Source organism: Arminella tubonensis, assembly GCF_003240585.1.
Taxonomy (GTDB): domain Bacteria; phylum Pseudomonadota; class Alphaproteobacteria; order Rhizobiales; family Rhizobiaceae; genus Rhizobium; species Rhizobium tubonense.
In genome coordinates this window covers 57,601-83,483 of sequence record NZ_PCDP01000082.1, presented here as the reverse complement: position 1 = coordinate 83,483, position 25,883 = coordinate 57,601, and the positions used below count along the sequence as shown (strand labels likewise).

General features: G+C 59.7%; 30 protein-coding genes. 20 read left to right on the top strand and 10 right to left on the bottom strand.

Going from position 1 to position 25,883, the window contains the following annotated elements:
* Positions 1-21: 21 nt before the first annotated feature.
* Entirely contained in the window at positions 22-870 is an 849-nt protein-coding gene (locus tag CPY51_RS31535) for an MBL fold metallo-hydrolase (protein WP_111164300.1), read from the top strand.
* 59 nt (positions 871-929) lie between these two features.
* On the opposite strand, the gene CPY51_RS31530 is transcribed toward CPY51_RS31535, so the two are convergent.
* Positions 930-1,433 carry a pyridoxamine 5'-phosphate oxidase family protein gene (locus CPY51_RS31530; protein WP_111164299.1) on the bottom strand — a complete coding sequence of 168 codons (504 nt, stop codon included), beginning with the start codon at positions 1,431-1,433 and terminating at the stop codon, positions 930-932.
* Positions 1,434-1,642: 209 nt separating this feature from the next.
* Between CPY51_RS31530 and CPY51_RS31525 the strand changes: the two genes are divergently transcribed.
* Positions 1,643-2,392 carry a YebC/PmpR family DNA-binding transcriptional regulator gene (locus CPY51_RS31525; RefSeq protein ID WP_111164298.1) on the top strand — a complete coding sequence of 250 codons (750 nt, stop codon included), beginning with the start codon at positions 1,643-1,645 and terminating at the stop codon, positions 2,390-2,392.
* Positions 2,393-2,457: 65 nt separating this feature from the next.
* Here CPY51_RS31525 and CPY51_RS31520 read toward each other — a convergent pair whose 3' ends face one another.
* Complete coding sequence (locus CPY51_RS31520; protein ID WP_111164332.1) at positions 2,458-2,763, bottom strand: hypothetical protein; 306 nt, start codon at positions 2,761-2,763, stop codon at positions 2,458-2,460.
* Between the two features lie 97 nt (positions 2,764-2,860).
* Complete coding sequence (locus tag CPY51_RS31515) at positions 2,861-3,862, bottom strand: LLM class flavin-dependent oxidoreductase (protein ID WP_111164297.1); 1,002 nt, start codon at positions 3,860-3,862, stop codon at positions 2,861-2,863.
* 259 nt (positions 3,863-4,121) lie between these two features.
* Between CPY51_RS31515 and ruvC the strand changes: the two genes are divergently transcribed.
* The 6 genes from ruvC to CPY51_RS31485 all read left to right on the top strand — a co-directional run bounded on the left by ruvC (position 4,122) and on the right by CPY51_RS31485 (position 7,723).
* Entirely contained in the window at positions 4,122-4,634 is a 513-nt protein-coding gene (ruvC, locus tag CPY51_RS31510) for a crossover junction endodeoxyribonuclease RuvC (protein ID WP_111164296.1), read from the top strand.
* A gap of 63 nt (positions 4,635-4,697) precedes the next feature.
* Positions 4,698-4,949, top strand: coding sequence for an AbrB/MazE/SpoVT family DNA-binding domain-containing protein (locus tag CPY51_RS31505; RefSeq protein WP_111164295.1), 252 nt, complete (start codon positions 4,698-4,700; stop codon positions 4,947-4,949).
* Positions 4,950-4,953: 4 nt separating this feature from the next.
* Positions 4,954-5,367, top strand: a complete 414-nt coding sequence (locus tag CPY51_RS31500; RefSeq protein WP_111164294.1) for a type II toxin-antitoxin system VapC family toxin — start codon at positions 4,954-4,956, stop codon at positions 5,365-5,367.
* 11 nt (positions 5,368-5,378) lie between these two features.
* The gene (gene ruvA / locus CPY51_RS31495; RefSeq protein ID WP_111164293.1) at positions 5,379-5,996 is read left to right on the top strand and encodes a Holliday junction branch migration protein RuvA; all 618 of its coding nucleotides are present in this window, start codon (positions 5,379-5,381) and stop codon (positions 5,994-5,996) included.
* A 78-nt stretch (positions 5,997-6,074) separates the two neighbouring features.
* Positions 6,075-7,115 (top strand): Holliday junction branch migration DNA helicase RuvB, encoded by a 1,041-nt coding sequence (gene ruvB, locus CPY51_RS31490; RefSeq protein WP_111164292.1) that lies wholly within the window; start codon positions 6,075-6,077, stop codon positions 7,113-7,115.
* A gap of 44 nt (positions 7,116-7,159) precedes the next feature.
* Positions 7,160-7,723: a DinB family protein gene (locus tag CPY51_RS31485; RefSeq protein WP_111164291.1), complete on the top strand. Its 564-nt coding sequence runs from the start codon at positions 7,160-7,162 to the stop codon at positions 7,721-7,723.
* Here the strand turns inward: CPY51_RS31485 and CPY51_RS31480 are convergent.
* The 3 genes from CPY51_RS31480 to CPY51_RS31470 are packed head-to-tail and all read right to left on the bottom strand — an operon-like array spanning position 7,668 to position 10,701.
* On the bottom strand, positions 7,668-8,621 hold the full coding sequence (locus CPY51_RS31480) for an NAD-dependent epimerase/dehydratase family protein (protein ID WP_111164290.1): 954 nt from the start codon (positions 8,619-8,621) through the stop codon (positions 7,668-7,670). The two genes, CPY51_RS31485 and CPY51_RS31480, sit on opposite strands and share 56 nt — an antisense overlap.
* Entirely contained in the window at positions 8,618-9,484 is an 867-nt protein-coding gene (locus tag CPY51_RS31475) for a glycosyltransferase (RefSeq protein WP_111164289.1), read from the bottom strand. Before CPY51_RS31475 ends, CPY51_RS31480 begins: the two co-directional genes overlap by 4 nt.
* The gene (locus CPY51_RS31470) at positions 9,481-10,701 is read right to left on the bottom strand and encodes an NAD-dependent epimerase/dehydratase family protein (RefSeq protein WP_111164288.1); all 1,221 of its coding nucleotides are present in this window, start codon (positions 10,699-10,701) and stop codon (positions 9,481-9,483) included. Before CPY51_RS31470 ends, CPY51_RS31475 begins: the two co-directional genes overlap by 4 nt.
* A 135-nt stretch (positions 10,702-10,836) precedes the next feature.
* Between CPY51_RS31470 and ybgC the strand changes: the two genes are divergently transcribed.
* Positions 10,837-11,298, top strand: a complete 462-nt coding sequence (gene ybgC, locus CPY51_RS31465; RefSeq protein WP_111164287.1) for a tol-pal system-associated acyl-CoA thioesterase — start codon at positions 10,837-10,839, stop codon at positions 11,296-11,298.
* 69 nt (positions 11,299-11,367) lie between these two features.
* Here ybgC and CPY51_RS33675 read toward each other — a convergent pair whose 3' ends face one another.
* Entirely contained in the window at positions 11,368-11,568 is a 201-nt protein-coding gene (locus CPY51_RS33675) for a type II toxin-antitoxin system RelE/ParE family toxin (RefSeq protein WP_244598849.1), read from the bottom strand.
* Positions 11,569-11,689: 121 nt separating this feature from the next.
* The gene (locus CPY51_RS31455) at positions 11,690-11,953 is read right to left on the bottom strand and encodes a CopG family ribbon-helix-helix protein (protein ID WP_111164286.1); all 264 of its coding nucleotides are present in this window, start codon (positions 11,951-11,953) and stop codon (positions 11,690-11,692) included.
* A 354-nt stretch (positions 11,954-12,307) separates the two neighbouring features.
* On the opposite strand from CPY51_RS31455, the gene tolQ reads away from it, so the two are divergent.
* From tolQ to CPY51_RS31405, 10 genes are all read left to right on the top strand, one after another.
* A complete protein-coding gene (tolQ, locus tag CPY51_RS31450; protein ID WP_111164285.1) occupies positions 12,308-13,027 on the top strand; it encodes a protein TolQ in 720 nt (239 codons plus the stop codon).
* A gap of 28 nt (positions 13,028-13,055) precedes the next feature.
* Entirely contained in the window at positions 13,056-13,517 is a 462-nt protein-coding gene (gene tolR, locus CPY51_RS31445) for a protein TolR (RefSeq protein WP_111164284.1), read from the top strand.
* Between the two features lie 9 nt (positions 13,518-13,526).
* Complete coding sequence (locus tag CPY51_RS31440; protein WP_111164283.1) at positions 13,527-14,768, top strand: hypothetical protein; 1,242 nt, start codon at positions 13,527-13,529, stop codon at positions 14,766-14,768.
* A 110-nt stretch (positions 14,769-14,878) separates the two neighbouring features.
* Positions 14,879-16,186 carry a Tol-Pal system beta propeller repeat protein TolB gene (gene tolB, locus CPY51_RS31435; protein WP_111164282.1) on the top strand — a complete coding sequence of 436 codons (1,308 nt, stop codon included), beginning with the start codon at positions 14,879-14,881 and terminating at the stop codon, positions 16,184-16,186.
* A gap of 153 nt (positions 16,187-16,339) precedes the next feature.
* The gene (gene pal / locus CPY51_RS31430; protein ID WP_111164281.1) at positions 16,340-16,873 is read left to right on the top strand and encodes a peptidoglycan-associated lipoprotein Pal; all 534 of its coding nucleotides are present in this window, start codon (positions 16,340-16,342) and stop codon (positions 16,871-16,873) included.
* Between the two features lie 181 nt (positions 16,874-17,054).
* On the top strand, positions 17,055-18,077 hold the full coding sequence (gene ybgF, locus CPY51_RS31425; RefSeq protein WP_111164280.1) for a tol-pal system protein YbgF: 1,023 nt from the start codon (positions 17,055-17,057) through the stop codon (positions 18,075-18,077).
* An 11-nt stretch (positions 18,078-18,088) separates the two neighbouring features.
* The gene (gene tilS / locus CPY51_RS31420) at positions 18,089-19,468 is read left to right on the top strand and encodes a tRNA lysidine(34) synthetase TilS (protein WP_244598848.1); all 1,380 of its coding nucleotides are present in this window, start codon (positions 18,089-18,091) and stop codon (positions 19,466-19,468) included.
* A 66-nt stretch (positions 19,469-19,534) separates the two neighbouring features.
* Positions 19,535-21,478: an ATP-dependent zinc metalloprotease FtsH gene (ftsH, locus tag CPY51_RS31415; protein ID WP_111164278.1), complete on the top strand. Its 1,944-nt coding sequence runs from the start codon at positions 19,535-19,537 to the stop codon at positions 21,476-21,478.
* A 224-nt stretch (positions 21,479-21,702) separates the two neighbouring features.
* Entirely contained in the window at positions 21,703-23,055 is a 1,353-nt protein-coding gene (gene glmM, locus CPY51_RS31410) for a phosphoglucosamine mutase (protein ID WP_111164277.1), read from the top strand.
* Positions 23,056-23,279: 224 nt separating this feature from the next.
* Positions 23,280-24,128 carry an outer membrane protein gene (locus CPY51_RS31405; RefSeq protein ID WP_111164276.1) on the top strand — a complete coding sequence of 283 codons (849 nt, stop codon included), beginning with the start codon at positions 23,280-23,282 and terminating at the stop codon, positions 24,126-24,128.
* 79 nt (positions 24,129-24,207) lie between these two features.
* Here CPY51_RS31405 and CPY51_RS31400 read toward each other — a convergent pair whose 3' ends face one another.
* Both CPY51_RS31400 and CPY51_RS32955 read right to left on the bottom strand, forming a co-directional pair.
* The gene (locus CPY51_RS31400) at positions 24,208-24,543 is read right to left on the bottom strand and encodes a type II toxin-antitoxin system PemK/MazF family toxin (protein WP_111164275.1); all 336 of its coding nucleotides are present in this window, start codon (positions 24,541-24,543) and stop codon (positions 24,208-24,210) included.
* Positions 24,530-25,060, bottom strand: a complete 531-nt coding sequence (locus tag CPY51_RS32955) for a hypothetical protein (RefSeq protein ID WP_195909672.1) — start codon at positions 25,058-25,060, stop codon at positions 24,530-24,532. The genes CPY51_RS31400 and CPY51_RS32955 overlap by 14 nt, the downstream gene beginning before the upstream one ends.
* Between CPY51_RS32955 and CPY51_RS31395 the strand changes: the two genes are divergently transcribed.
* Positions 25,002-25,835 (top strand): outer membrane protein, encoded by an 834-nt coding sequence (locus tag CPY51_RS31395; protein WP_111164274.1) that lies wholly within the window; start codon positions 25,002-25,004, stop codon positions 25,833-25,835. The genes CPY51_RS32955 and CPY51_RS31395 overlap by 59 nt on opposite strands.
* The last annotated feature ends 48 nt before the right edge of the window (positions 25,836-25,883 follow it).

Genomic DNA, 25,883 nt, shown 5'->3' with positions numbered 1-25,883 from the left:
CGTGGGGTTGAAGGGTGTGGCATGCTGCTGCGAATTCCTGTCTTCGCCGTATTCTGGCTACTGCTCGCTGCATCGTGTGGCCAGGCTGCGGCACAGGATAACCCGGCGCCAGGGCGGGTCAGCCAGTGCCAGGCGATTGCTCAAGGTCTCCCCCACGCAGTTTTTGCCAGCTATTCCGTTCCGCCCGCTTCGCTTGCGACCGGAGCCGTGGACGACCAGGTCAGGATCACCTTCCTCGGGCACGCAACCTTCTTCATCGAGACACCAGGCGGCGTGTCGATCGCGACCGATTTCAGCGGCGCCTATCCGCCGCCTTATACGCCCACCGTCGTCACCATGAACAAGGCCCATCCGTCGCACTACACGCTGTCGCCCGACCCCGATATCAAATATGTGCTGCACGGCTGGAGCGACGTTCCGGGCGAAAAGGCCCGCTATAACCTCACCATCGGGGACACGCTCATCCGCAACGTCACGAGCGATATCCGCTCGGGTTGGGGTAGCGGCGGGTTTGAAAAGGATGCGAACTCGATCTTCATATTCGAAGTCGCGGGGCTCTGCATCGGCCATCTCGGCCATCTGCATTTCGAACTGAACGACACCCAATATGCGGAGATCGGCCGTCTGGATGTGCTGATGGTGCCGGTGGACGGCGGGTTGACGATGGGTGCCAACAGCATGAGCCGTGTGGTGAAGCGGTTGCGGTCTTCGCTGATCCTGCCGATGCATCGCGTCGGGCCGCCGCTCGATCAGTTCCTCGCGATGTTCGGACCCGACTTCGATATTGCCTATGCGCCGACCTCGAGCGTCACGGTATCCTTGAAGGCCCTGCCGAAAAAGCCGCTGATCTATGTCCTGAAAGGCATGTGAATGCCCGGAATGCAAGATGCCCGGACGACGTACGTCCGGGCATCTCGATATAGCTCACATCAGGCGAACTGCAGATGCCGCTTGATGCCGATATCAGGGGTTTTCTCATCGCTGAGATTGGCCTTGGCGATTTCCCATCCGAACTTCAGTTTGCTGCCTGTCGAGACCCAAATTTCGGCGTCGTCGACATGCATGGCGAGCATGGTCAGATTGGGATCCTTCTTGCCGTTTTCGTACCAGGCCGCAACCACCGAACTCCAGAACTGGTCGATCCTGGCGGGGTCCTGGCGAACCTCGATGCGACCAGCGAGGCAGGCGTGATAGTCATGATCCTTACCGACAACGCAGAAGTGCGCGCGCGTACCCGGCTTGACGGCGCGGACGATGTCGGCATCGGTCTTTGTATAGAACCAGATTGTATTCGTGGTCGGATCGGCGTTCGGCGCCATGGGCTGCATGTGCATGTCAGCACCGTCGACGCCCAGCATCCCTGCATGAACGCCGTTGATCTGATCCCACAATTGTTGAGCTGGATGCTCCCGGGCTTCGGTGAAGCTTGCCATGGCCTGTCCTTTCCATTTCGAGTGATGCCGTTGTAACGTGAGGTCATCAGCTTTGTTCCCCCCGCGGGCGTTCGCGCTTCCCCCTGAAGGCAGACGCATTGCATTTCCGCCAAGCGACCTCTGGAAAATCCCCGGCTTTTCTCTTGAATGCGGTTCGCTTCGCACTTATAAGGCCGGCATTCCCAACATAAGACGTGAGCAGGGGTGCCATGGCAGGCCATTCGCAGTTTAAAAACATCATGCATCGCAAGGGTCGTCAGGATTCCGTGCGGTCGAAAATGTTCTCCAAGCTGGCGCGTGAAATCACGGTCGCGGCGAAGGCCGGGCTGCCGGACCCTGATATGAATGCGCGCCTGCGGCTGGCGATCCAGAACGCCAAGGCTCAGTCCATGCCGAAGGACAACATCGACCGCGCCATCAAGAAGGCGGCGGGCACCGATGGCGAGAATTACGACGAGGTCCGCTACGAAGGCTACGGCCCGGGCGGGACTGCGATCATCGTCGAGGCGCTAACCGACAACCGCAACCGCACCGCCTCGAATGTTCGCTCCACCTTCACCAAGGCCGGCGGCGCGCTCGGCGAAACCGGGTCGGTTTCGTTCTCGTTCGATCACGTTGGCGAGATTACCTACAAGGCCAGTGTCGGCGACGCCGACAAGGTCATGGAGGCCGCCATCGAGGCGGGAGCCGACGATGTGGAGAGCGATGAAGAAGAGGGTCACATCATCATCTGCGGCTTCGAAGTGCTTGGCGAAGTGGCAAAGGCCCTTGAGGGAACGCTTGGCCCGGCGGAGACCGTGAAGATCATCTGGAAAGCCCAGAACACCATTCCCGTCGATGAAGAAAAAGCACAGTCGCTGATGAAGCTGATCGACACGCTCGAAGATGACGACGACGTCCAGAACGTCTATTCGAACTTCGAAGTGTCGGATGAGATCATGGAAAAGCTGTCGGCCTGAATGGTGCCTCCCCCGCGTTGTGTCGCGGGGCAGACCAGGCCTGCCCGCACTACCTTCGGCCTCGCCTACTGCTCAAGAAAAGCGCTGCTTCCAAGGTCCGTGGCCAGATAGGCGTCACCTCCGCGATCGATGAAATTGTGGCGGGCAAGGCAGCTTCGCATGGCAAGCAGATAAGACACGCTCGGCGAATCCGTCGTTCCCCGGCGAGGAGCCTCTCTTTCACAATAGGCTCGAGCGTGATCGAACCGCTTTTGGAGTTGCGGGCTGGAATCGACCGGCACGCCGAAATAGGATTGATAGTTCGATGGGGCTCCGGCGGCTACGCAGCCCGACAAGCCCAAAGCCATTCCGACGGCAAGCAGAATTCTCATTTTGTCCATCCATTGCCAAGACCGTTCAGGTCGCTCCGCGCAGACACCGCCCGGAGCATATTTTGTGCCGTAGTCGACGCCTTCGGTCAAGACGGCCTTAAGCCGCTACTTTCATGATCGAGTGCAGGCCGGCAAAGAGTTCGACGGACTTCAGCCGCGCTTCGATATCATGGATCGGCATCGAGATGATCACCTCGTCGGCTGCTGTTTCCTTAAGGAACGCGCCGAGTTTGGTTTCGGCCGTTTTAGGCGAACCGACGACGGCATAGCGCAGCGTATGTTCGACGTTCATCTGTTCCATCGGCGACCAGAAGCCTTCCATCGTCTCCAGCGGCCTTGGAAACTGGCCACGCACATTCCGGCGAAGGTTTACGAACTGCTGTTGGGCCGAGGTGAAGTGGTATTGCGCCTCACTATCAGTGGCGGCCACCGCTCCCATGACGCCGACCATGAGATAGGGCTTGTCGAGCGTTGCCGACGGGGTGAAGCGCTCACGATAGATCTCGATTGCTTCCAGCAGTTGGTCGGGCGCGAAATGCGATGCGAACGCATAGGGAAGGCCCAAGGCTGCGGCGAGATGTGCACTGTAGAGGCTTGAACCCAGCAGCCAGATTGGAATGTTCGAGTTCATGCCGGGCACGGCGAGGATCGGCTGGTTTTCCTCGACTGGGCCGAGCAGCCTCTGCAGCTCGATGATGTCGTTCGGGAAACTATGGGCGCCTGCATCGAGATTGCGGCGCAGAGCCTGGGCGGTGCGCATATCGGTTCCCGGCGCGCGGCCGAGGCCGAGGTCGACGCGCCCCGGAAACAGGGCTTCGAGCGTGCCAAACTGCTCGGCAATCACCAGGGGCGAATGGTTCGGCAGCATGATGCCGCCCGAGCCGACACGGATGCGCGAAGTTGCCGCGCCGACGTGGCCGATGACGACCGCGGTCGCGGCGCTGGCAATACCCGGCATGCCGTGATGCTCGGCGAGCCAGAAGCGATTGTAGCCGTATTCCTCCGCCTTCTGCGCCATGCGCTTCGAGCCTTCCAGGGATTGGCGGATGTCGGTGCCTTCGGCGACGGGTGAAAGATCGAGAATGGAAAAGAGGGCCATGGCAAACCTGCGGGGTGAAATGGAAGATACGTGGGCTCTCATGTAGGTGCGGGAGCGCCCATTGCCAAAGGGGGGCTGGAGATTTGGTTGAATGGGTCTGCAATCTGATCACCGACCAGTAACGCGAGCCCTGAATCGGCGCGTTCAGAATATGCCACCGAGCCTCAGCCGCCTATCGCGGGGTGGGCATTCCATACCGATGTTTTTGTTTTGTTCACATTTTGCTGGCACATCCTTTTTGTGAAAGCTAGGGTGACACATGCAGAATACGATTCGCATCATCGGCATCGACCCGGGTCTCAGGCGCACCGGTTGGGGCGTCATCGACACGCTTGGTAATTCGCTGCGTTTCGTCGGGTCCGGGACGATCGTCTCGGATGGCGATATGGATCTCGCCTCGCGGCTATGTCAGTTGCACGACGGACTTGCGGAGGTTGTCCACGCCTACAAGCCTGATGAGGCGGCGGTCGAGCAGACCTTCGTCAACAAGGATGCGGTCGCGACGCTGAAGCTCGGACAGGCGCGCGGGATCGCGATGCTGGTGCCGGCCCGCGCCGGGCTGCAGGTGGCGGAATACGCGCCGAATGCCGTCAAGAAGGCGGTGATCGGCGTCGGCCACGGCGAAAAGCAGCAGATACACATGATGCTGAAAATCCTGATGCCGAAAGCTGAATTCAAGGGCAACGATGCCGCCGATGCCCTGGCGATTGCCATCTGCCATGCGCATAATCGCGGCGGTGCGAGGATGCGGATGGCGGCGCTGGCCGGGTGAGGTGTTCTTGACTTGTTCCTGTGGTAATGATAATTCTTACCAAGGCAAACACGGAGCAGGCTGATGCGAGTAACAGCAAAGGGACAAGTCACCATTCCGCGCGATTTGCGGGAATTGGCAGGCATTGAACTCAATAGCGAGGTTATCTTTTCGGTAGAAGGTGGAAAGCTAGTGGTCGCTCCGAAGAACGGCAAGCAGCAGATCGAGGATCGACAGCGGCTCGATCGCTTCGTCGCCACACTTCGGCAATTGGAAGGAAGCGGCGATCAGGATGTCGATGCCGATGCGCTTATGTCGATGACGCGCGACCGATAAATGAATGGTCACGATCATTGACACAAATGTCTTGGTTGACCTGGCAATCCCAGGTTCGACCTGGCACAACTGGTCTCACGAGCAGGTTTTTTCCGCTTTCAAGAGCGGCCCTGTCGTTATCAATCCTATAATCTATGCGGAGTTTTCGGTGCGCTACAGGGCAATGGACGAGGTTGACCGATTGCTACCCGAGAGCGAATTTCGCCGGGAGAATTTGCCTTGGCCGGCTGCGTTTGCAGCGGCGGCTGCTTTCAGATTGTATCGGAAGGGTGGAGGAGAGCGCGAGCGTATTCTGCCCGATTTCCTGATAGGGGCGCATGCTGCAATCAGAGGCTATGCCTTGTTGACGCGCGATCCCAAGGGTTATCGCTCTTACTTTCCGTCTATCAGCCTCATCACCCCCGAAACCCATCCCTGACGGAATTTCCCATGATCGGCAAGCTGAAAGGCACTATCGAGGAGATCGGCGAGGACTATGCGCTCGTCGATGTGCATGGCGTCTGCTACGTCGCCTTCTGCTCGGCCCGCACCCTGTCGCGGCTGGGATCGGTGGGGGAGGCCTGCGTGCTTTTCATCGAGACCTATGTACGTGAGGACCAGTTGAAGCTCTTCGGCTTCATGACGGTGCTGGAGCGGGAGTGGTTCAACCTGCTTCAGAGCGTACAGGGCGTCGGTGCCAAGGTGGCGCTTGCCGTTCTGTCGACACTGACGCCGTCGGAGCTTGCCAATGCGATTGCGCTTCAGGACAAGACAGCCGTTTCCCGGGCGCCGGGCGTGGGGCCAAAGGTGGCGACGCGTATGGTAATAGAGCTGAAGAACAAGGCGCCGGCGTTTGCCGGCGAAGGCGCGATCAACATCGGCCTGAAGCAGGAGCTAGGCGAGGGGGTTGCAGCAGCGCCCGTTGCCGACGCGGTCTCGGCGCTGACCAACCTCGGCTACTCCCGCGATCAGGCAGCCAACGCTATCGCCGCCGCGATGAAAACGGCCGGCGAAGATGCGGATAGCGCCAAGCTGATCCGGCTGGGACTGAAGGAATTGTCGCGGTGAACCCTTTTCATGACGCAGTTTCCCTGCGACCCTCGATGAAAGAGTCACAGGCGAAATACCTGGAATGGAATTTCTGATATGAGCGAGCCAGCCCGTCTGATAGCGCCTGACAAGCGTGGGGAAGATCTGGATGTGACGCTGCGACCGCAGTCGCTGGACGAATTCACCGGCCAGGCGGAGGCCCGCGCCAATCTGAAGGTGTTTATCGAGGCGGCGAAAGGTCGCGGCGAGGCGCTGGACCACGTTCTTTTCGTCGGTCCTCCCGGTCTCGGCAAGACGACTCTCGCGCAGATCATGGCGAAGGAGCTTGGTGTCAATTTCCGCTCGACGTCGGGTCCTGTCATCGCCAAGGCCGGCGATCTTGCAGCCCTGCTGACCAATCTCGAAGACCGCGACGTGCTTTTCATCGACGAAATCCACCGGCTGAGCCCTGCGGTGGAGGAAATCCTCTATCCTGCAATGGAGGACTTCCAGCTCGATCTGATCATCGGCGAGGGACCGGCTGCGCGTTCGGTGAAGATCGACCTTGCCAGATTCACGCTGGTAGCGGCAACGACCCGTCTCGGCCTGCTGACGACGCCGTTGCGCGATCGCTTCGGCATTCCGGTGCGCCTCAATTTCTATACGGTCGAGGAGCTGGAACTGATCGTCAGGCGCGGCGCGCGGCTGATGGGTCTCGGCGTCACGGAGGAGGGCGCCCGGGAGATCGCCAGACGGGCACGAGGGACGCCGCGTATCGCCGGCCGCCTGTTGCGACGGGTGCGCGATTTTGCAGAGGTGGCCAAGGTCGAAGCTGTGACGAAGCAGATCGCCGATGAAGCGCTGACCCGGCTGCTGGTCGACAATCTCGGCCTCGACCAGCTCGACAAGCGCTACCTGAACATGATCGCCGTCAATTTCGGTGGCGGACCCGTCGGGATCGAAACCATTGCCGCAGGGCTTTCCGAGCCGCGCGATGCGATCGAGGACATCATCGAACCCTACATGATCCAACAGGGTTTCATCCAGCGCACCCCGCGCGGGCGCGTGCTGACGGCAATTGCCTGGAAGCACCTCGGGCTGCAACCGCCGGAGGATATGGAGGCGGCCCAGTTTCGATTATTCCAGGAAGGCGACTAGCCTTCGCCGTCTGTTTTGACCTGCAAAGCTCCAGGAGACGTTCCATGGCTGATTTTGATCCGGGCCGCATGTTTCGCAAGCTTGCCTACAACAACGTGCTCGCCAACCATCGATTGCATCAGGCCTGCGCGGCTCTGGCTCCGGCAGAGTTCGAAGCGCCGCGGACGAGTTTCTTTCCGTCCATCAAGGCGACGCTCAATCATATTCTGGTCGTCGACTGGTTCTACGTCGATGGCCTGGAAGGCGGAAGCCTTGGTCGCGAGGCCTGGAAAGTCGAGGAACCCTGCCAGACGGTCGCAGCACTCGCCATCGAACAGTCCAAGGTGGACAGTCGGCTGGTCGCGATCTGTGAAACGCTGACCCCCACCGCGCTGGCGGGCGTGATCAATCTTCATCGTGGCGATCGCATTCAGCCGGAGCTTATGGAGGATGTGTTGAGCCACCTGTTCCAGCATCAGACCCACCACAGGGGGCAGGTACATGCGATGTTGGCGGGCAGCAGCGTCAGGCCACCCCAGCTCGACGAATTCATCGTCGCCGACGATGCCCGCTTCAGAGCGAGCGAGCTTGCGGCTCTTGGCTGGAGCGAGACGGTGCTGATGGCTTGAATGAGCCCGGCGAGGCAATGCCCGCCGCCAGATGCCGGATCGTGTGCCCCAGCAACTCCTTGCCGCCGCCGGTCCAGCCGAGCGCCCGGATCTTTGTCGTATCCATTTCACTGACGATAGAATGCGGCGCCGACGCGGGCAGGGGATGCGGACAGCGGGTGGCTTCCTGAAGCACAGCAAGCAGCTCGTGGGTGTCCGTCAGGACATCCGAGACGTTGAAGACTTCTCCGTCGACGCGCGTGCTCTCGGTTTCGAGCATCAACCTGATGGCGCGGGCCAGATCGCGGCCGTGAACCTCCGTTCCCGCCCGTGATGCAACGGGGCGCCCGTTAAGATAGTCATCGAAGAGCCTGTCCCATTTGTTCGGCTGAAGGTCGCCGTAGACGCCCGTCGCACGCAGGCTCACGCCGACAAAACCGGGCTGGGTCATCGACAGGAGAGCACGCTCGGCATTGAGTTTCACCTCGCCATAGAGCGTGTTGGGTGCTGTTTCGGTGGTCTCGAAGAGGATCTCGCCGGCGAGCCCGTCGCCGTAGACGGCGCGTGAGGACAGGAAAATGCAGCGGCGAATGCCGGCGCGCTGTGCTGTTTCGAAGAGCTTCACGCTGCCGTCGAGATTGAGACGGCGAAAGCCATCCGGGTCGCTGCCTTCGCCGCCACGATATTTGCCGGGCAGGTGGTCGAAGGCGGCGTGCACGAAGAAATAGGCCTCGTCAAAAGCGCTGCGCTGATCGACATCCGGATCGAGCGTCAAGGGAACAAAGTCGACGGGCTTCGAGAACAAGCCGTCTGCAGGGGCATTGCGCCCGCCTATTGCGACGGCGTACCCGTGGGACAACAATTCTTCGACGACATGACGGCCGACGAGACCTGTTCCACCTGATACCAGAACCTTCATGCAGCCTCTTTCGGATTGGCAAGAGCGGCAACATCCGGAACACCATGCCCGAGGTGAATATGATGCCACAAATCAATCAGCGGTTTCAATCTATCAGCCTTTGGGTGATTCTGCTCCCATGGCTTTTCATATTGGTAGTGCAGGATTGAAATGCTGTTCCAGTCCCAAAGAGCGGGCATGGTGAACCATACATATTGGAGCATGTTCATGAAGACCGGTAGTCCGTGCCAATCCGGGAAAAACGTCTCGAGGAAGGTCTGATCCGTCCTTCGCCAGAATGCGCCCGGCCGATCAAGCATGGCCTGCATCTCATTGAAGGTGGCAAGGGACGGGCGGGCAACGAAGACGCCCGAATTCATCCGCTGAAAATCGGCGAGGCTCTCGTAGACATTGGGTGCTGCCGAAAATTCGGGATATTCGAAGAGCCTGTCGACGTTCTTCAGGACGATTGCGTCGGCGTCGATGAAAACGCAGGTGTCGTAGTCGATGAGCTGCCAGAGCCGTAGTTTGCAGAAGTTGTCGAGCGGGGAGTGAAAGGAGGGCTTCCTGCCCTTCGTGAAGGGGGCGGCGGCGTGCAGGTTGCCGCGCGCGTGCCGTTCGTTGAAGTCGTCTGAGAGCGGAAGATGCGCAGCTTCAACCAGCCGGCAGCCTATCAGTGCGAGCGGTTCGAGGTCGCGTTCGTCCACCCCTGCGGTATGTAGAACCACGATATCGGCTGATGTCGTGGTGTATGAAAGCGAGCGGGCGAGCGCCAGCGCGCCCATTGCATAATCGGCGTTGGTGACCAGCGTGACGTAGGCCTGACGCGAGCGCGGGCTCGTGCGCGGCCGTATGCCCTGCAGGATTTCGCTCCCGAACATCATGAGACGGACTTCAATCGCTTGCCCTCGGGATCATGATTGACAGTGGCGGCGAGGTCCTTCGTCCAGGCCGAGACGGCAGGCACGCGGGCGCGGTCGACGCGATAGGCGAACTTCCTGGCAACGTCGACGATTTCGCCGAGAAGGCCAGCCTTGAGCGTGATCGGGTCGAGGCCGAGGTTTTTGAACTTCTCGTTTTCGACGATCAGTTCGTTTTCCGGCGCTTCCTTGCGTGGGTTGGGCAGCCAGAGAATCTCCGATCCGCTCATCCTTGCGATCATCTCAGCCAGATCGCGGATGCGGTGGGTTTCCGTCATCTGGTTGAAAATTTCGACACGTGAATTGCGCGCCGGCGGGTTCTTCACCGCCAGTTCAATGCAACGCACCGAATCCTGGATGTGGATGAAGGCGCGGGTCTGGCCGCCGGTGCCGTGGACGGTCAGCGGATAGCCGATCGCGGCCTGGATCAGGAAACGGTTCAGCACCGTGCCGTAGTCGCCGTCATAATCGAAGCGGTTGATGAGTTGCGGGTGGCGGCGCGTCTGCTCTGTGTGCGTGCCCCAGACGATGCCCTGGTGCAGATCGGTGATCCTCAGGCCGTCGTTCTTGGCGTAGAACTGGAAGAGAAGCTGATCGAGGCACTTTGTCATGTGGTAGATCGAGCCGGGATTGGCCGGATAGAGGATTTCCTGGCTGACGGTGCGCCCATCCGCGGTCTCGATTCCGACCGGCAGGTAACCCTCCGGGATGGCGGCACCGATCGTCGAATAGCCATAGACCCCCATGGTGCCGAGATGGACGAGGTGGGCGTCGAGGTTGAGCTCGACCAGCGCATTCAAGAGATTGTGGGACGCGTTGACGTTGTTGTTGACCGTGTAGTTCTTGTGGCGATCGCTCTTCATCGAATAGGGCGCGGCGCGCTGCTCGGCGAAATGGACGATCGCGTCGGGGCGATGCTCGGCAAGCCACTTCTTCAGCAGCTCATAGTCTTTCGCGAGGTCGATGAGATTGAAATGAATGCGTCGCCCGGTCTCGGCGTGCCAGATGCGGGTGCGTTCCTGGATCGAGTCCATCGGTGTCAGTGACTGTACGCCAAGCTCGGTGTCGATCCACCGTCGGGATAGGTTGTCGAGGATATGGACGTCATGTCCGGCTTCGGAAAGGTGCAGGGATGTTGGCCAACCGATGAACCCGTCGCCGCCCATAACCGCAATTTTCATGAAATCGTCTCCTTCTGCGCGTCGATCGCCATCCGGTATCTTTCCGGATAGTTAGGAAATGTGACAATTGTTCAATGCTTGCCTGTTGACCAGTCTTCAGACAAAGAGGGTCCCCAGATTTTTTTGGAGTTGGCGATGAACAATAGCGGCCCGTTTCTGATTGCCGGAGAACTGACCTCGGGCGGACATCTGCTGGCGCAGCGGGTCTACTACGAGGACACGGATTTTTCGGGCCTCGTCTATCACGCCCGCTACCTGCATTTCCTGGAGCGTGGGCGGACTGATTATCTGCGTTGTCTCGGCGTGGAACAGCGCGAACTCCTCAACGCCGATGAGGAGGGCCTGGTCTTCGTCGTCCACCGCATGGAAATCGACTTCAAGGGACCAGCGCGGATGGACGACGTGCTGACGATCCGCACCGCGACAGAGAAGGCCGGTGGCGCAAAGATGGTTCTCACCCAGGAAATCCGCCGCGACGAGACGCTCCTCATCGCCGCCAAGGTCATCATCGCAGTCATCAATGCCAAGGGCCGGCCGCGGCGGCTGCCGGAGGCGCTGGCACGACAGATGCTGGTGGCGTCGGAAGCTGCCGATTGAGTTCGTTCAGCAAGTCTGATGCCATATCTACCGATGTCGTCGGACGCGATGCGATCAGATCTCCAATCTTTACAGTTCCGGGTCCTCGAAATCGAAATCTTCATCAATTGCAAACCCGGGCGGTCGCTGGCGACCATGCCGGATTGCTCTCACCTCAATGGAGTCACCGACGATTTCGTAGTCGACCAGATATTCTCCGATCGTTAGACGGAAGATTCCCGGAACAGGCACCTCTTCGCTTTCGAAACCAATTTGACGGAAATGCGCCAATTAATTTGCAGCCTTCTCAGATTATTGAGAAACCGGTCGGCAGCAACTGGACTTCGATTCTTGAGATATTGCGCTTCGAACTTTATGTAGTCTCTGACATCGCTGGAGAGACGAATCTTTTTCAAGCTGCCGCCTCTTTAACGATCGCTGCCACCTCATCGATGACGTCTTCCAGATCGTGGACATCGCCTGCTGCCATTTCTCGGCGAGCCTTGGCGATGTCTAGAATCTCGCGACCCTCGGCCGCTAGATAGGCCTTCAGAGCTCTCACGAAGACCCAACTGCGTGTCCGCTCGCAAACCCCCGCTATCTGCTCAAGCTCGGCCAAAATGTCAGCAGGGACGCGCAATGTGATAGGATCGGAAAGCTCTCGTTGATTTCGCATCGCTAATCTCCCGTTTTGTATTACAAAAGTAGACTGACAGAGCCGATGTGTCAATCTTCGGCTGTTCCAAGTCCGGGAGTCGTTTGGCGCCTGCACGATCAATCTCAGCTCATTTCCCTAATTCTAGTTGTGTCCAGACGGTAACAATCTTTTAACCATAATAGTGTCTTAATACAGAAGTCGGAGATTGTGCGGTGCACGCCTTCCTTTGACCAAATTTGACGGCAAGAAGGCAGAAGAAAGCTTGGAGGCTGAGCCAAAGTCTTCAGTTGGCGGCTGCCAGTTACTTCTTGCGAGATCACTTTGTGCCGCCCGGTCTCGCGCCGGGCGTTTGGATTCGGGGATTTTGGATCAATGGAACAAGTTGGATTGGCTGCTGCAACGACGGATGTGACGTTATTGTCGCTATTCATGCAGGCGGGCATCGTCGTCAAGCTGGTCATGCTCGGATTGCTTGCCGCATCCGTGTGGACCTGGGCGATCGTCATAGACAAATATTTGAGCTACGGCCGTGCAAGGCGCCAGTTCGATCAGTTCGAGCAGGTTTTCTGGTCGGGCCAGTCGCTGGAGGAGCTGTTCCGGACGTTGTCTGAGCGCACCAATACCGGCCTTAGCGCCATTTTCGTTGCCGCGATGCGGGAATGGAAGAAGTCCTTCGAGCGCGGCGCGCGGTCGCCGATCGGCCTGCAGATGCGTATCGACCGCGCGATGGACGTGACCCTTGCTCGTGAGTCGGAACATCTCGGTGCCCGGCTTGGATCGCTTGCGACCATTGGCTCGGCTGCGCCATTCATCGGTCTCTTCGGTACCGTCGTCGGCATCATGACCTCGTTCCAGGCGATCGCCGGTTCGAAGACCACCAACCTTGCCGTTGTGGCACCCGGCATCGCTGAAGCGCTGCTGGCGACGGCCATCGGCCTTGTTGCCGCTATCCCGGCCGTTATCGCCTACAACAAGTTCTCTGCGGATGCCGGCAAGCTTTCCGGCCGTATGGAAGGCTTCGCGGACGAATTCTCCGCCATTCTTTCGCGCCAGATCGATGAGAAGCTGCAGCCGCGTGCGGCAGCACAGTAAAAGACGGACAGGATCGGAGTAACATCAGATGGGTATGTCTGTTGGAGGCAATGGCGGGGGCGGTGGTCGTCGCGGCGGCCGTCGTAGAGGGCACGGCAGAGGCGGTCCTATTTCCGAAATCAACGTCACGCCGATGGTCGACGTCATGCTCGTGCTGCTCATCATCTTCATGGTGGCAGCGCCGATGATGACCTCGGGCGTGCCGATCGACCTGCCGCAGACGCAGGCCGGCGCCCTGAACGCGCAGACGCAGCCGATCACGATTTCGGTCAAGGGCTCGGGCGATGTCTTCATTCAGGAAACGCAGATTCCCGCCGCGGAAATCGCGGCCAAGCTGCAGGCGATTGCCACGACAGGATACAATGAACGCATTTTCGTACGCGGCGACGCGACGGCGCCTTACGGTGTGATCGCGGATGTCATGTCGCGCATCCAGGAGGCCGGATACAAGAATATCGGCCTGGTTACCCAGCAGAAACAGGACAAATAGCGGACCGACATGAGGGGCAACGTTGTCACATCTGCTGTTCTTCACTGTCTGGTGCTCGCCTGCGCCTTGCTGACCATTGGCGCGCCGCCTTCTCTCGAGACTCCCGAGAGCGAAGCAATGCCGGTCGACCTCGTGTCTGCCGACCAGCTTCAGCAGGGCGAGAAGACCGCTCCCAAAAAAGACCATGCTGCGAAGAAGCAGACCGTCAAGCAGACCGAAGTGGCCAACGCGCAGAATGCTGGTGAAAACTCCATCGATCTGAAGAACCCGGCGACACCGACAGCCCGACCGACCGACGACAACGTCGCTGCGGGGCAGAAGAAGGTCGAGACTCCGACGCCGAAGAACGATCCGACACCGAACGACGTGAAGACGATCGAGCAGACGGAAACCGAGGCAGCGCCGAAGGAAGTGGCCGCTATTCCCCAGGTCAAGCCTGAGATCACGCCGCCCACCCCAACTCCACCAAAGCCGGATCCGACACCAACGCCTCCGCTTCCTACGCCGGAAGTCAAGGCTGAAACGCCGCCGCCCCCACCTACCCCGCAGCCGGCTGAAATAACCGTTCCCGATAATATCCCGGTTCCGGTGGTGAAGCCCGAGCCGATCCCGCAGAAAACTGCGGAGAAGACGCCTGACGTAAAGCCCGAGGTGAAGCCGGACCCGGTCAAGCCGGATCCGAAGGTAACCGACAAGACGACGACGCAGAGCACCACCAAGTCGGCTGACGACGGCAAGAAGGCCGACGACAAGAAGCGTGAAACTGCGAAGAGCTCGAATGCGCAAAGCAGCGATTTCAACGTCGACCAGATTTCCACCATGCTGAACAAGCAATCCTCCGCCGGTGGCGCCAAGCGCTCCAAGCAGGAAGCTTCGGCAGGCGCGGATACGCAAGTGGCTTCGCTCGGGGGCAAGAAGTCGGCCGGTGGCGGCAAGCTTAGCGCAAGCGAGCTTGACGGACTGAAGAGCTTGATTCAGGGCAACTGGAATGTCGTTGCCGGTCTCGATGGCGCATCCGAAGTGCGCGTCAAGGTCGTCATACAGCTCGACAAATCCGGCAACGTCATCGGAAGCCCGACGGTGACCGCGACCGGCGGCCCGGAAGGAACTCAGAATGCGATCAGCAGCAGCGCGCTGCGCGCCGTCATGCGGTCCGCACCCTTCAAGGATTTGCCGGCTGAGAAATTCGACGGTGAGAACGGCTGGAACCAGGTAGTGCTCAATTTCGACGCGAGCGACCTGGGGCTGTGATGCGGGACTTCAACACTTTGTCGCGCGAAAAATACCATGATTGGAGCGAACTCATCCTCGCTTCGCTCCCAGCGTACTTGCGCTATCAATAGCTGAAAGGCTTGGCACATATGATCAGAAATTCTTTTGTCCGTCTCTTGCTGGTACTAGCGGGTCTGATGGCGGTTGTCGCAACCCCGGCCTACGCCGAGGTGGAACTCAACATCAACAAGGGCAATGTCGCGCCGTTGCCGATCGCCATCACCGATTTCCTCTCGAACGGCGATCTCGGTGCGCAGATTTCAGGTGTCGTCGCCGCAGACCTGCAGCGTTCCGGGCTGTTTGCGCCAATCAACAAGTCGGCGTTCATCGAGAAGATCACCAATTCGGACGCCGCTCCACGCTTCCCTGACTGGACTTCGATCAATGCGCAGGCCCTCGTCACCGGCCGCGTTACGAAAGAGGCCGACGGTCGGCTTCGTGCAGAGTTTCGGCTGTGGGACACTTTCGCCGCCAAGCAGATGACCGGACAGCAATTCTATACGCAGCCGGAAAACTGGCGTCGTCTGGCCCACATCATCTCCGATGCGATCTATCAGCAGATCACCGGCGAAAAGGGCTATTTCGACAGCCGCGTGGTCTTCGTCGCTGAAAGCGGTCCGAAGACAGCGCGCAAGAACCAGCTGGCGATCATGGACCAGGACGGCTTCAACGTCCGGATGCTGACCGACGGCAGCGACCTTGTGCTGACGCCGCGCTTCTCGCCCAACCGGCAGGAGGTGACCTACATGTCGTTCGCCAACAACCAGCCGCGGGTCTATCTGCTGCAACTCGACAGCGGACAGCGTGAGGTGGTCGGCAATTTTCCCGGCATGACGTTCTCGCCGCGGTTTTCGCCTGACGGTCAGCGGGTGATCATGAGCCTTCAGCAGGAAGGCAACGCCAATATCTACACCATGGACCTGCGCTCGCGCACGACGACGCGTCTGACTTCGACGACGGCGATCGACACTTCGCCGTCCTATTCGCCCGACGGAACGCAGATCACCTTTGAAAGCGACCGTGGCGGCAAGCAGCAGATCTATGTGATGAATGCCGACGGCTCGAACCAGCATCGTATCTCTTTCGGCGATGGATCTTATTCGACGCCGGTGTGGTCGCCGCGTGGCGATCTGATCGCCTTTACCAAACAATCCGGCGGCACCTTCTCGATCGGCGTGATGAAGACGGATGGATCGGGCGAGCGGCTGCTGACCACCGGCTTCCACAACGAAGGACCGACCTGGGCGCCGAATGGCCGCGTCATCATGTTCTTCCGCGAAGCCGCCGGTGCAAGCGGCCCGGCTCTCTATTCGATCGATCTGACCGGCTACAACGAGCAGCAGATCAAGACTCCCGGCTTCGGCTCGGACCCGGCTTGGTCACCACTGCTTGAGTAGCGCTAAATTAGCCGTCACGTTCTCGCCGCAAAGTGCTGTGAGGTCAATTTTCGGGACAATTTAGACTTCTTTAACCACGTTTGTTGAAATCGGATTAACCGCGTGCGGTTACAGTCTGGCAACCTTAATACAAGACGCAAGGAGAGACCGGCTATGAGCCGTATTGACATCCCGGCCACGAGCCGCATGCAGAACTTCGCCCGCAACCCGATCATGATCGCACTTGTGTGCGGCCTGGCTCTTGCCGGCTGCGCCTCCAAGAAGAGCCTGCCGAACGACGCCAATGGCCTCGGCCTGAACGGTGCAGGCGCTGCGACCCCGGGCTCGGCTCAGGACTTCACGGTCAATGTCGGCGACCGCATCTTCTTCGACACGGATTCCACCTCAATCCGCGCGGATGCCGCCCAGACGCTTTCCCGCCAGGCTCAGTGGCTTGCCCGCTATCCGAAGTATGCAATCACGGTCGAAGGCCATGCTGACGAACGCGGTACTCGCGAATACAACCTCGCGCTCGGTGCCCGCCGCGCCGCCGCCACCAAGGATTTCCTCGTGTCGAAGGGCGTTCCCGCGAATCGCATGAAGACGATCTCCTACGGCAAGGAACGCCCGGTCGCGGTTTGCGACGATATCTCCTGCTGGTCGCAGAACCGCCGCGCAGTTACCGTCCTGAACGGCGCCGGCTCTTGATAGCTCAATAGCTCTCTTGCATTGATGGAGGCGGCCGTATCGGCCGCCTTTATCTTTTTATCCAGCCGTGTTTGCTTTTTCGACCACACTTTGGCCGAACTCCGTTGCTTTTTGAGAGCAATTGTAAAAACTCCTGCTCGTGCCGTCGGCGCGAAGAATCATGAAAGACAGGACGATACAAATGAGGAAATTTGTCGTGGCAGGCATGCTTTGCCTCGCAGCCGTCAGCGGCTCCGGGGGCCAGGCATTCTCCATGTCGCTTTTCGGGCTTCACCTTGGGTCGCGCAGCGCACAGCAGGAGCCGGCAACGCTTCCGCCGAGGCCGCTCGATGAAGCCGTCAGCCCCAATCAATCTCCGGTGCTTGTGCAGAGCAGCGACGCTGAAGTGCGATTGCAGCAGCTTGAAGACCAGATGCGGCAGCTGAACGGCCGGATCGAGGAAATGAGTTTCCAGCTGCTGCAGATGCAGGAGACGATCCGCAAGACGCAGGAAGACAACGAATTCCGCTTCCAGAGCCTTGAGAAGAAGGGCGCGTCGGGCGCAGCTGCCACCGGCGGCTCAATCAAGAAGAGCGAGGCGGATACGCCTGCCGCTCCGGCCGGCAAGTCGGACGACGTCGCCAGGGTCATCGAGACGCCCGGCGGGAGCGACATGCCGGACACGTCGTCGAAGAGCAATGGGCTCGGCCAGCCGCCGTCCCAGCTCGGGTCGATCCAGTTCGACCAGAGCGGCGCTCCGGTCGCCGCAAAGGCAAACCAGGTCAAGAATGGCTCCGGGGCCGCGCCCGCGGCGAGCTCGGACGATCAGACGGCCTCGCTGGGCAACGAAACCGATATGTATAAGGCTGCCTACGGACACGTCCTCTCGGGCGACTACAGCATCGCCGAAAAGGAGTTCCGGCAGTATATCGGCAGCTATCCCGAGACGGCACGATCGCCCGACGCCAACTTCTGGCTTGGCGAGGCGCTTTATTCGCAAGGCAAATACAACGATGCCGCCACGACCTTCGTGAACGCGTACAAGAAATACGGCTCGTCCGAAAAAGCGCCTGAAATGCTGTTGAAACTCGGCATGTCGCTGGCTGCCCTCGACAACAAGGACACAGCCTGCGCGACGCTGCATGAAGTGACCAAGAAATATCCGAAGGCTTCCAAGCCTGTAATTACCAAGGTCGCCAGCGAAGAAAAGCGGCTGGCCTGCTGATCGGCGAGGCTGTGAGCGAAAACGCCACGGAGAGCCCGGAAGCCGCCGCCGCGAAATTCCTCGGTTCGCTTCGAAAGCCTGCGCATATTCTCGTCGCCGTATCCGGCGGCAGCGATTCCATCGGCCTGCTTGTTATGCTTGCCGATTGCCTCAAAACCTTCCCCCATCCAGAAATCACCCTGTCTGCTGCGACCATCGATCATGGCTTGCGACCCGAGAGTGCCGCTGAAGCTGTCGTGGTCGCGGCACTGTGTTCCAGGCTTGGCATTACGCACGTGACCCGTCGCTGGGAAGGCGACAAGCCGAGGAGTGGCCTCATGGCGGCGGCGCGCGAGGCTCGCTATGAGCTACTCGCCGATGCCACCGCCGATCTCGGCGCCAATGTCATCGTCACCGCCCACACGCTGGACGACCAGCTGGAGACGCTTGCCATGCGCGGTGCTCGGCTTGCGGATGGAGAGCCCGGCGTCGGAACGGGCATCGCCGATGCGGTACTGTTCGACCGGAGGATATGGGTCATCCGTCCTCTTCTCGCCTGTCGTCGCGACAATATCCGCGCGTATCTGACAAATCGCGAGATTTCCTGGATCGACGATCCGAGCAATGATGACCCGCATTATGAGAGGGTCAGGACCCGCAAATACCTTGCGACGCTGAAGAACCTGCCGACTGTCCCGGTTTACGCGGGTGCTGCGCGCGCTGCGATCTCGGCGGCCGCGGCCGACTGGCTGGAATCTCATGTGATCATCCATGCGGCCGCGCTCGCGGAAATTCGTACGCCCGGGCTCGACGCGGACAGCGCCGTTCTTGCCTATGCGCTTTCCAATCTGACGGCGGTACTGGGCGGCCAATCTTTCGGGCTCGGCCGCGAGCGGCTCCGGCGTATTCTCGATTTCATCGGAGAGCGCTCGCCCGGGCGGCGGACGTCAGGTGGCGTGGTCTTCGATCTGCGCAGCAGCGGTCTCTACATGATGCGGGAGAGCCGGGGCATCGAGCCGCTGGTGCTTGCGCCCGGCGAACACGGGGTGTGGGACGGGCGCTTCGAGATCGTCAACGGCGGCGCGACGTCAGTTCGGGTGGAACCTTCAGGCAATGGAGGGGCGACTGCATTAGCGACGACGCTGCCGAAGGCGGCGGTCTACCGAGCCGGTGCGGTTTTGCCACACATCATCCATCTTGGGGGGCAGACGTCGCTAGGAGCTGGCACGATCGTCCATGTGGCCCCCTATTTTGCACCGTTCGACCGCTTTCTGACGCGATTCGATCTCTGTTTCGCGAACCGCCTGGCAATCTCCTTCGGGAGAAAGCCATATTTGCAGCCGCCGCTTTCGGGGTTATTGACGGAAAACGCATCCGTTGGCGCGGATTACCTTGGCAAGGGGCATGCGTAACCCTATGTTAGTGGCCAAGTTGCCAGCTGCCAAAAGGTCGGCTGTTTCATTTCCCTGGGGAGTTCAATGAACCCTAACTTTCGTAATTTCGCTCTGTGGGCAATCATCGCCTTGCTGTTGATTGCCCTCTTCAGCATGTTCCAGACATCACCGGCGCAGACCAGCTCCCGGGAAATCCCCTATTCGCAGTTTCTGCGAGAGGTGGATGCCGGCCGCGTCAAGGAAGTGGTCGTCACGGGCAGCCGTCTTACGGGCACTTATATTGAAAACGGCACGCCGTTTCAAACCTACACGCCCGTTGTTGATGGCAGCCTGCTCGATCGATTGCAGGCCAAGAACGTCATGGTGTCGGCCCGCCCTGAATCAGACGGCTCCTCGAGCTTCCTGAGCTATCTCGGCACGTTGCTACCGATGCTCCTGATCCTTGGTGTCTGGCTGTTCTTCATGCGGCAGATGCAGGGCGGTTCGCGCGGGGCGATGGGCTTCGGCAAGTCAAAGGCCAAGCTTTTGACCGAGGCGCATGGCCGCGTCACGTTTGACGACGTTGCCGGTGTAGACGAGGCAAAGCAGGACCTCGAGGAAATCGTCGAGTTCCTCCGCGATCCGCAGAAGTTCCAGCGTCTCGGCGGCAAGATTCCGCGCGGCGTGCTGCTTGTCGGCCCTCCGGGTACCGGTAAGACGTTGCTCGCTCGCTCGGTTGCCGGCGAAGCCAATGTGCCCTTCTTCACGATCTCGGGTTCCGACTTCGTCGAAATGTTCGTCGGCGTCGGCGCAAGCCGTGTCCGCGATATGTTCGAGCAGGCGAAGAAGAATGCACCCTGCATCATCTTCATCGACGAAATCGATGCGGTCGGCCGTCATCGCGGCGCCGGTCTCGGCGGCGGCAACGACGAACGCGAGCAGACGCTGAACCAGCTGCTGGTCGAAATGGACGGGTTCGAAGCCAACGAAGGCGTCATCCTGATCGCTGCGACCAACCGTCCCGACGTTCTCGATCCCGCGCTGCTGCGTCCGGGCCGTTTCGACCGCCAGGTCGTGGTGCCGAACCCTGACATCGTCGGCCGCGAGCGTATCCTCAAGGTACATGCTCGCAACGTGCCGCTGGCTCCAAATGTCGACCTGAAGATCCTTGCCCGTGGAACGCCTGGATTTTCCGGTGCGGACCTGATGAACCTCGTCAACGAAGCTGCCCTGATGGCCGCGCGCCGCAACAAGCGCATGGTGACCATGGCCGAGTTCGAAGACGCCAAGGACAAGATCATGATGGGCGCCGAGCGCCGCTCTTCGGCAATGACCGAGGCGGAAAAGAAGCTCACGGCCTATCACGAAGCCGGCCATGCGATGACGGCTTTGAATGTCGCCGTTGCCGATCCGCTGCACAAGGCGACGATCATTCCGCGCGGTCGTGCGCTCGGCATGGTCATGCAGCTGCCGGAAGGCGACCGCTATTCGATGAGCTACAAGTGGATGGTTTCGCGCCTCTGCATCATGATGGGCGGTCGCGTTGCCGAAGAGCTGACCTTCGGCAAGGAGAACATCACCTCAGGTGCATCTTCCGACATCGAGCAGGCGACGAAGCTTGCACGGGCCATGGTGACGCAGTGGGGCTTCTCCGACCAGCTCGGTCAGGTTGCCTATGGCGAAAACCAGCAGGAGGTCTTCCTCGGACATTCCGTCTCACAGTCGAAGAACGTTTCCGAGGCGACGGCGCAGAAGATCGACAATGAAGTTCGCCGTCTGATCGACGAAGCCTATACTCAGGCACGGACCATCCTCACCGACAAGCACAACGAGTTCGTCGTTCTTGCCGAAGGATTGCTCGAATACGAGACGCTGAGCGGCGAAGAAATCAAGGCGCTGCTTCGTGGCGAAAAGCCAGCACGTGACCTCGGCGACGACACGCCTCCGAGCCGGGGCTCGGCAGTGCCGAAGACGGGGGCCAAGAAGGACGGTTCGCTGGGCGCCAAGGGCGAAGAGCCGGAAGGCGGATTCGAACCGCAGCCGCGCTGAAGCGACCTAACCAGTTGACAAAGCAAGGCCGGCTCCCGTTTCTCGGGTGCCGGCCTTTTTTAATGGTAACGGGATATGATACTCATTTGCGGTAATTGACGTGATGGATGCGGCAATTTGTGTCATGAGCCTGTTATTTTCAGGTTTGTTTGCGTACCGATTGAGTCGCAATCGCTTAATCGGATGCGTTGCCATCTAGGCGCGCTGCAATGGCAGGAGTGCATATGAAGCGAAGCTATTTCGGAACCGACGGCATCCGCGGCCAGTCCAATGTCTTCCCGATGACGCCGGATCTTGCTATGCGCGTCGGTATCGCCGCCGGCACGATCTTTCGTCGCGGCAACCATCGTCACCGGGTGGTCATCGGCAAGGATACGCGGCTTTCTGGCTACATGCTGGAAAACGCCATGGTCGCCGGCTTTACCGCGGCTGGTCTCGACGCTTTCGTTCTCGGCCCGATCCCCACGCCCGCCGTTGCCATGCTGACGCGGTCGCTGCGTGCAGACATAGGCGTGATGATCTCGGCGTCGCACAATCCCTACGAAGACAATGGTATCAAGCTGTTCGGTCCTGATGGTTACAAGCTCTCGGACGATATCGAAGGGGAGATCGAGGAGCTTCTTGAAAAGGACCTCAATCTTCAGCTGGCGAAATCCGACGACATCGGTCGCGCCAAGCGCGTCGACGGCGTGCATGACCGTTACATCGAGCATGCGAAGCGGACGCTACCGCGGGACGTGACGCTGCAGGGGCTGCGGATCGCGATCGATTGCGCCAACGGTGCCGCCTACAAGGTCGCTCCCGCCGTGCTCTGGGAATTGGGTGCTGAAGTCGTGACGATCGGCAACGATCCGAACGGCATGAATATCAACCTGAATTGCGGATCGACCAATCCGGTCGCGTTGCAGAAGAAGGTCGATGAAGTCCGGGCAGATATCGGTATCGCACTCGACGGCGATGCCGACCGCGTCGTCATCGTCGACGAGACGGGCAACATCATCGACGGTGACCAGCTGATGGCGGTCATCGCCGAGAACTGGGCGGACAACCAGCTCCTGCGCGGCAACGGCATCGTTGCGACCGTCATGTCCAATCTCGGCCTGGAGCGTTTCCTTGACAACAAGGGCATGACGCTGGCCCGCACCAAGGTCGGCGACCGGTATGTCGTCGAGCATATGCGCCAGCACAATTTCAACGTCGGCGGCGAGCAATCCGGCCATATCGTCCTGTCCGACTACGGGACGACCGGCGACGGGCTTGTCGCAGCCCTGCAGATCCTGGCCGCCGTCAAGCGCACCGGCAAGCCGGTGAGCGAGGTTTGCAACCGCTTCGAACCCGTACCCCAGCTGCTGCGCAATGTGCGCATATCAGGCGGGAGACCGCTCGAGGACGGGATTGTCAAGAAGGCGATTGCAGATGCCGAGAGCGAGCTTGCCAAAAACGGCCGGCTGGTGATCCGTCCATCCGGCACGGAGCCGCTCATCCGCGTGATGGCCGAAGGCGACGATCGGAGCCAGATCGAACGCATCGTCAACGATCTCATCGGCCTGATTTCCAACGTCCGCACCGCGGCCTGATCACCAAAGGATCGTCAACTATATCGCCGGAACGGCAAGTGCTGCGTTTTCCCAGAGGCGCGCACTCGGCCGCTGTTGTTTTGCAATCTGACATATACTTCAACGAACACGGTAAATAATTGTAGTTAATAACGTTTTAACCTTTCCGATTCATTATCCACGACATGAAGTCGAGGTGGCTCTTGATTTAGCGAGCCGGTGATAGCGAATTTGGAGACGAAGTTATGATGAAACGCCTGATTGGCGCCGTTGCCGTTGCGCTTATAAGTACGTCCGCCTTTTCAGCCGACCTCTACCAACCGGAGCCGGCGCAGCCCGCGCCCGAGGTTGCCGTCAGCCAGGCGAGCGGCTGGTACTTGCGCGGCGATGTGGGCTACGCCTTCACTGACCTGCGCGGAGCCAACTATTTCCAGGGCTCCAACAGCAACAACGTGGATTTCAGCAGCGCTGAGCTGGACGACAATGTCACCCTCGGCGGCGGTGTCGGTTACCAGATCAACAACTACCTGCGCACGGACGTGACGTTGGACTATCTCTTCAAGTCCGATTTCAAGGGTTCGACGCACGGCCAGTGCGGAGCTTGCGGACCGGGCTTCACTCCGGCGGACGCGACTTCGACCGACTCGTCTTCGATCACGGCCTGGAGCCTTCTCGCCAATACCTATGTCGATCTTGGCACCTACGGCGCCTTTACCCCATACGTGGGCGCCGGTATCGGTGGTACCTACGTCAAGTGGGGTCAGCTCAAAGATACCAACTGCGCCGACGCCGATTCCACATCGTGCGACGGTTCGGACTATCACAACGGTCGCGGCAGCTGGCGCTTTACCTACGCTCTCATGGCCGGTACCTCGATCGACCTGACCTGCAACCTCAAGGCCGATGTCGGCTACCGCTTCCGCCACATCGAAGGCGGCGACATGTTCGGCTACGCCCAGAACGGCGGTCCCGGCTCGGATGAGGGCATCAATATCCATGAAGCCCGCGTCGGCGCCCGCTACAACTTCGGCGGTTGCCAGACTGCAACCTACATGCCGCCCGCCGATATCCCACCGGCACCGGTCTACAAGTAATACTGCGATATTCCAGTATGCCTACAAAAAGCCGCCCGGTCTCGCCGGGCGGCTTTTGACGTCATACCGTCGGCTCAGCTCAGTCGGAAAATCCGAGAACAGTAAGCAGCGCCGCCTCGATTTTCTTCAATTCGAGATCATCGATGCGGCCGATCTTCTCTTTCAGATTTGCTACAGGAACGGTCGATATCTTGTCGCACATTGCGTAGGACAGAATCCTCAAGCCGTTCGAGGCACTCGGGGGGATGCCGACGCGTACGATGGATTCCTCAACTGAATCAGTCGTCAGTGGAAGCACGATGATGCTCTCCAGGCGGAGGTCTGCTGTTTGAAGGACAATGGCAGGCCTCGGTTTGCCAGTGTAAGCGCCCTTGGCGGTCACCGTATAGATGCTTCCCCTCTCAATTCTGATCATCGGGAACGCTATGGGCGGCTATCCAATTAAGTACGTCGGTTTCATCACTGGCGTTTGCTCGAATTGAAGCGCCGCTATTTTCCAGCGCTGCTTTGCGTGCTTCTCGAACATAATTCTGTATGGCGTGTCTGAGTGCTTCGCTGGGAGATTCGCGATTAAGCTCAGCAGACTGAACAAACTGGCGCTTCAGGCTTTCGTCTATTCTTGCACTGACAAGACTCGTGGATTGCTTGGTCATAGAGAGCCTCGCGTTGTTTACACAAACGTATAACATATCTGTAGACACCAGGCCAGTATGGTTGCGCTGTTCAGCGGCGTCAGGAAAGCAATTCCCGCAGCTTAAACCTTCATTAACCATGAATTCCCTATGGTTAACGAAATGAAAACGACCGACGGATTCGCGCTCGCTGCGAGTCGGATGGAATCTGGGCGAAGCCCAGGCGGGAAGGGTGCTTGCGATGATCCGTTTGAACGCGTCGGCGGTGGCTATTGCAATGGTGGCCGGGATGCCAGGCATCGCATCCGCCGCCGATACGGCGCCGGAGATCAAGGTGCCCGAGGTCAGCGTCAAGGATGCCGAGGGCTGGTACGTGCGGGGCGATGTCGGCTACGCGGTCAAATCAAACCATCGTGATACAAGAGTCCGGTCTTACGACCCGGCAAACGGCGACTACAGTTCGTCGAACTTCGACAGCAGCCGCTTTGATGGCAATGATTTTTCCGGCGGTCTCGGCGTCGGCTACCAGTTCAACGATCTCATTCGTGCGGACATTACCGGCGATCTCTTCGGCGGGGACTTCGACGGCAAGTTCTCGAGCACTGCTCCTTGCGCCGGTGGAACAGGGGGCACGGGTTGCTCTTCGAAAACTTCCTCTTCCTTCAGGGCCGGCAGCCTGATGGTGAATGGCTACGTCGATCTTGGAACCCTTGCCGGCTTTACGCCCTATGTCGGCGCCGGCATCGGCGCGACGCGGGTGAACTGGGATAACGTCAATGCCACGTCCTCATGCGTCGACGGCGCCATCGGCTGTGGCGGAGCCGGGAGCACCAGCGCCCGCTATCCCGGTGAGAGCGACTGGCGGATGACCTATGCCCTGATGGCAGGTGTCTCCTATGATATTACTCCCAATATGAAATTCGATCTGGGCTATCGCTACAGTCACGTGGCGGGCGGCGACATGTTTGGCTATTCCTCCGCCGATTCGTCTGCCGGCGCGAGTGGCACGATGGGGCGCGACGGTGCGATCAACCGTCATGAAATCCGGGTCGGCCTGCGCGTCGCCACCTGGTAGCCGGGAAGCCTGGGCCTGCGACGCGGGGTCGCAGATGCGCCAGAAATT

What these genes read in the sequence shown, in the direction of transcription:
- CPY51_RS31535 (WP_111164300.1), top strand. Translation starts at nt 22, where the DNA reads ATGCTGCTGCGAATTCCTGTCTTCGCCGTATTCTGGCTACTGCTCGCT.
- CPY51_RS31530 (WP_111164299.1), bottom strand. Translation starts at nt 1,433, where the DNA reads ATGGCAAGCTTCACCGAAGCCCGGGAGCATCCAGCTCAACAATTGTGG.
- CPY51_RS31525 (WP_111164298.1), top strand. Translation starts at nt 1,643, where the DNA reads ATGGCAGGCCATTCGCAGTTTAAAAACATCATGCATCGCAAGGGTCGT.
- CPY51_RS31520 (WP_111164332.1), bottom strand. Translation starts at nt 2,763, where the DNA reads ATGAGAATTCTGCTTGCCGTCGGAATGGCTTTGGGCTTGTCGGGCTGC.
- CPY51_RS31515 (WP_111164297.1), bottom strand. Translation starts at nt 3,862, where the DNA reads ATGGCCCTCTTTTCCATTCTCGATCTTTCACCCGTCGCCGAAGGCACC.
- ruvC (WP_111164296.1), top strand. Translation starts at nt 4,122, where the DNA reads ATGCAGAATACGATTCGCATCATCGGCATCGACCCGGGTCTCAGGCGC.
- CPY51_RS31505 (WP_111164295.1), top strand. Translation starts at nt 4,698, where the DNA reads ATGCGAGTAACAGCAAAGGGACAAGTCACCATTCCGCGCGATTTGCGG.
- CPY51_RS31500 (WP_111164294.1), top strand. Translation starts at nt 4,954, where the DNA reads ATGGTCACGATCATTGACACAAATGTCTTGGTTGACCTGGCAATCCCA.
- ruvA (WP_111164293.1), top strand. Translation starts at nt 5,379, where the DNA reads ATGATCGGCAAGCTGAAAGGCACTATCGAGGAGATCGGCGAGGACTAT.
- ruvB (WP_111164292.1), top strand. Translation starts at nt 6,075, where the DNA reads ATGAGCGAGCCAGCCCGTCTGATAGCGCCTGACAAGCGTGGGGAAGAT.
- CPY51_RS31485 (WP_111164291.1), top strand. Translation starts at nt 7,160, where the DNA reads ATGGCTGATTTTGATCCGGGCCGCATGTTTCGCAAGCTTGCCTACAAC.
- CPY51_RS31480 (WP_111164290.1), bottom strand. Translation starts at nt 8,621, where the DNA reads ATGAAGGTTCTGGTATCAGGTGGAACAGGTCTCGTCGGCCGTCATGTC.
- CPY51_RS31475 (WP_111164289.1), bottom strand. Translation starts at nt 9,484, where the DNA reads ATGATGTTCGGGAGCGAAATCCTGCAGGGCATACGGCCGCGCACGAGC.
- CPY51_RS31470 (WP_111164288.1), bottom strand. Translation starts at nt 10,701, where the DNA reads ATGAAAATTGCGGTTATGGGCGGCGACGGGTTCATCGGTTGGCCAACA.
- ybgC (WP_111164287.1), top strand. Translation starts at nt 10,837, where the DNA reads ATGAACAATAGCGGCCCGTTTCTGATTGCCGGAGAACTGACCTCGGGC.
- CPY51_RS31455 (WP_111164286.1), bottom strand. Translation starts at nt 11,953, where the DNA reads ATGCGAAATCAACGAGAGCTTTCCGATCCTATCACATTGCGCGTCCCT.
- tolQ (WP_111164285.1), top strand. Translation starts at nt 12,308, where the DNA reads ATGGAACAAGTTGGATTGGCTGCTGCAACGACGGATGTGACGTTATTG.
- tolR (WP_111164284.1), top strand. Translation starts at nt 13,056, where the DNA reads ATGGGTATGTCTGTTGGAGGCAATGGCGGGGGCGGTGGTCGTCGCGGC.
- CPY51_RS31440 (WP_111164283.1), top strand. Translation starts at nt 13,527, where the DNA reads ATGAGGGGCAACGTTGTCACATCTGCTGTTCTTCACTGTCTGGTGCTC.
- tolB (WP_111164282.1), top strand. Translation starts at nt 14,879, where the DNA reads ATGATCAGAAATTCTTTTGTCCGTCTCTTGCTGGTACTAGCGGGTCTG.
- pal (WP_111164281.1), top strand. Translation starts at nt 16,340, where the DNA reads ATGAGCCGTATTGACATCCCGGCCACGAGCCGCATGCAGAACTTCGCC.
- ybgF (WP_111164280.1), top strand. Translation starts at nt 17,055, where the DNA reads ATGAGGAAATTTGTCGTGGCAGGCATGCTTTGCCTCGCAGCCGTCAGC.
- ftsH (WP_111164278.1), top strand. Translation starts at nt 19,535, where the DNA reads ATGAACCCTAACTTTCGTAATTTCGCTCTGTGGGCAATCATCGCCTTG.
- glmM (WP_111164277.1), top strand. Translation starts at nt 21,703, where the DNA reads ATGAAGCGAAGCTATTTCGGAACCGACGGCATCCGCGGCCAGTCCAAT.
- CPY51_RS31405 (WP_111164276.1), top strand. Translation starts at nt 23,280, where the DNA reads ATGATGAAACGCCTGATTGGCGCCGTTGCCGTTGCGCTTATAAGTACG.
- CPY51_RS31400 (WP_111164275.1), bottom strand. Translation starts at nt 24,543, where the DNA reads ATGATCAGAATTGAGAGGGGAAGCATCTATACGGTGACCGCCAAGGGC.
- CPY51_RS31395 (WP_111164274.1), top strand. Translation starts at nt 25,002, where the DNA reads ATGATCCGTTTGAACGCGTCGGCGGTGGCTATTGCAATGGTGGCCGGG.
- CPY51_RS32955 (WP_195909672.1), bottom strand. Translation starts at nt 25,060, where the DNA reads ATGCCTGGCATCCCGGCCACCATTGCAATAGCCACCGCCGACGCGTTC.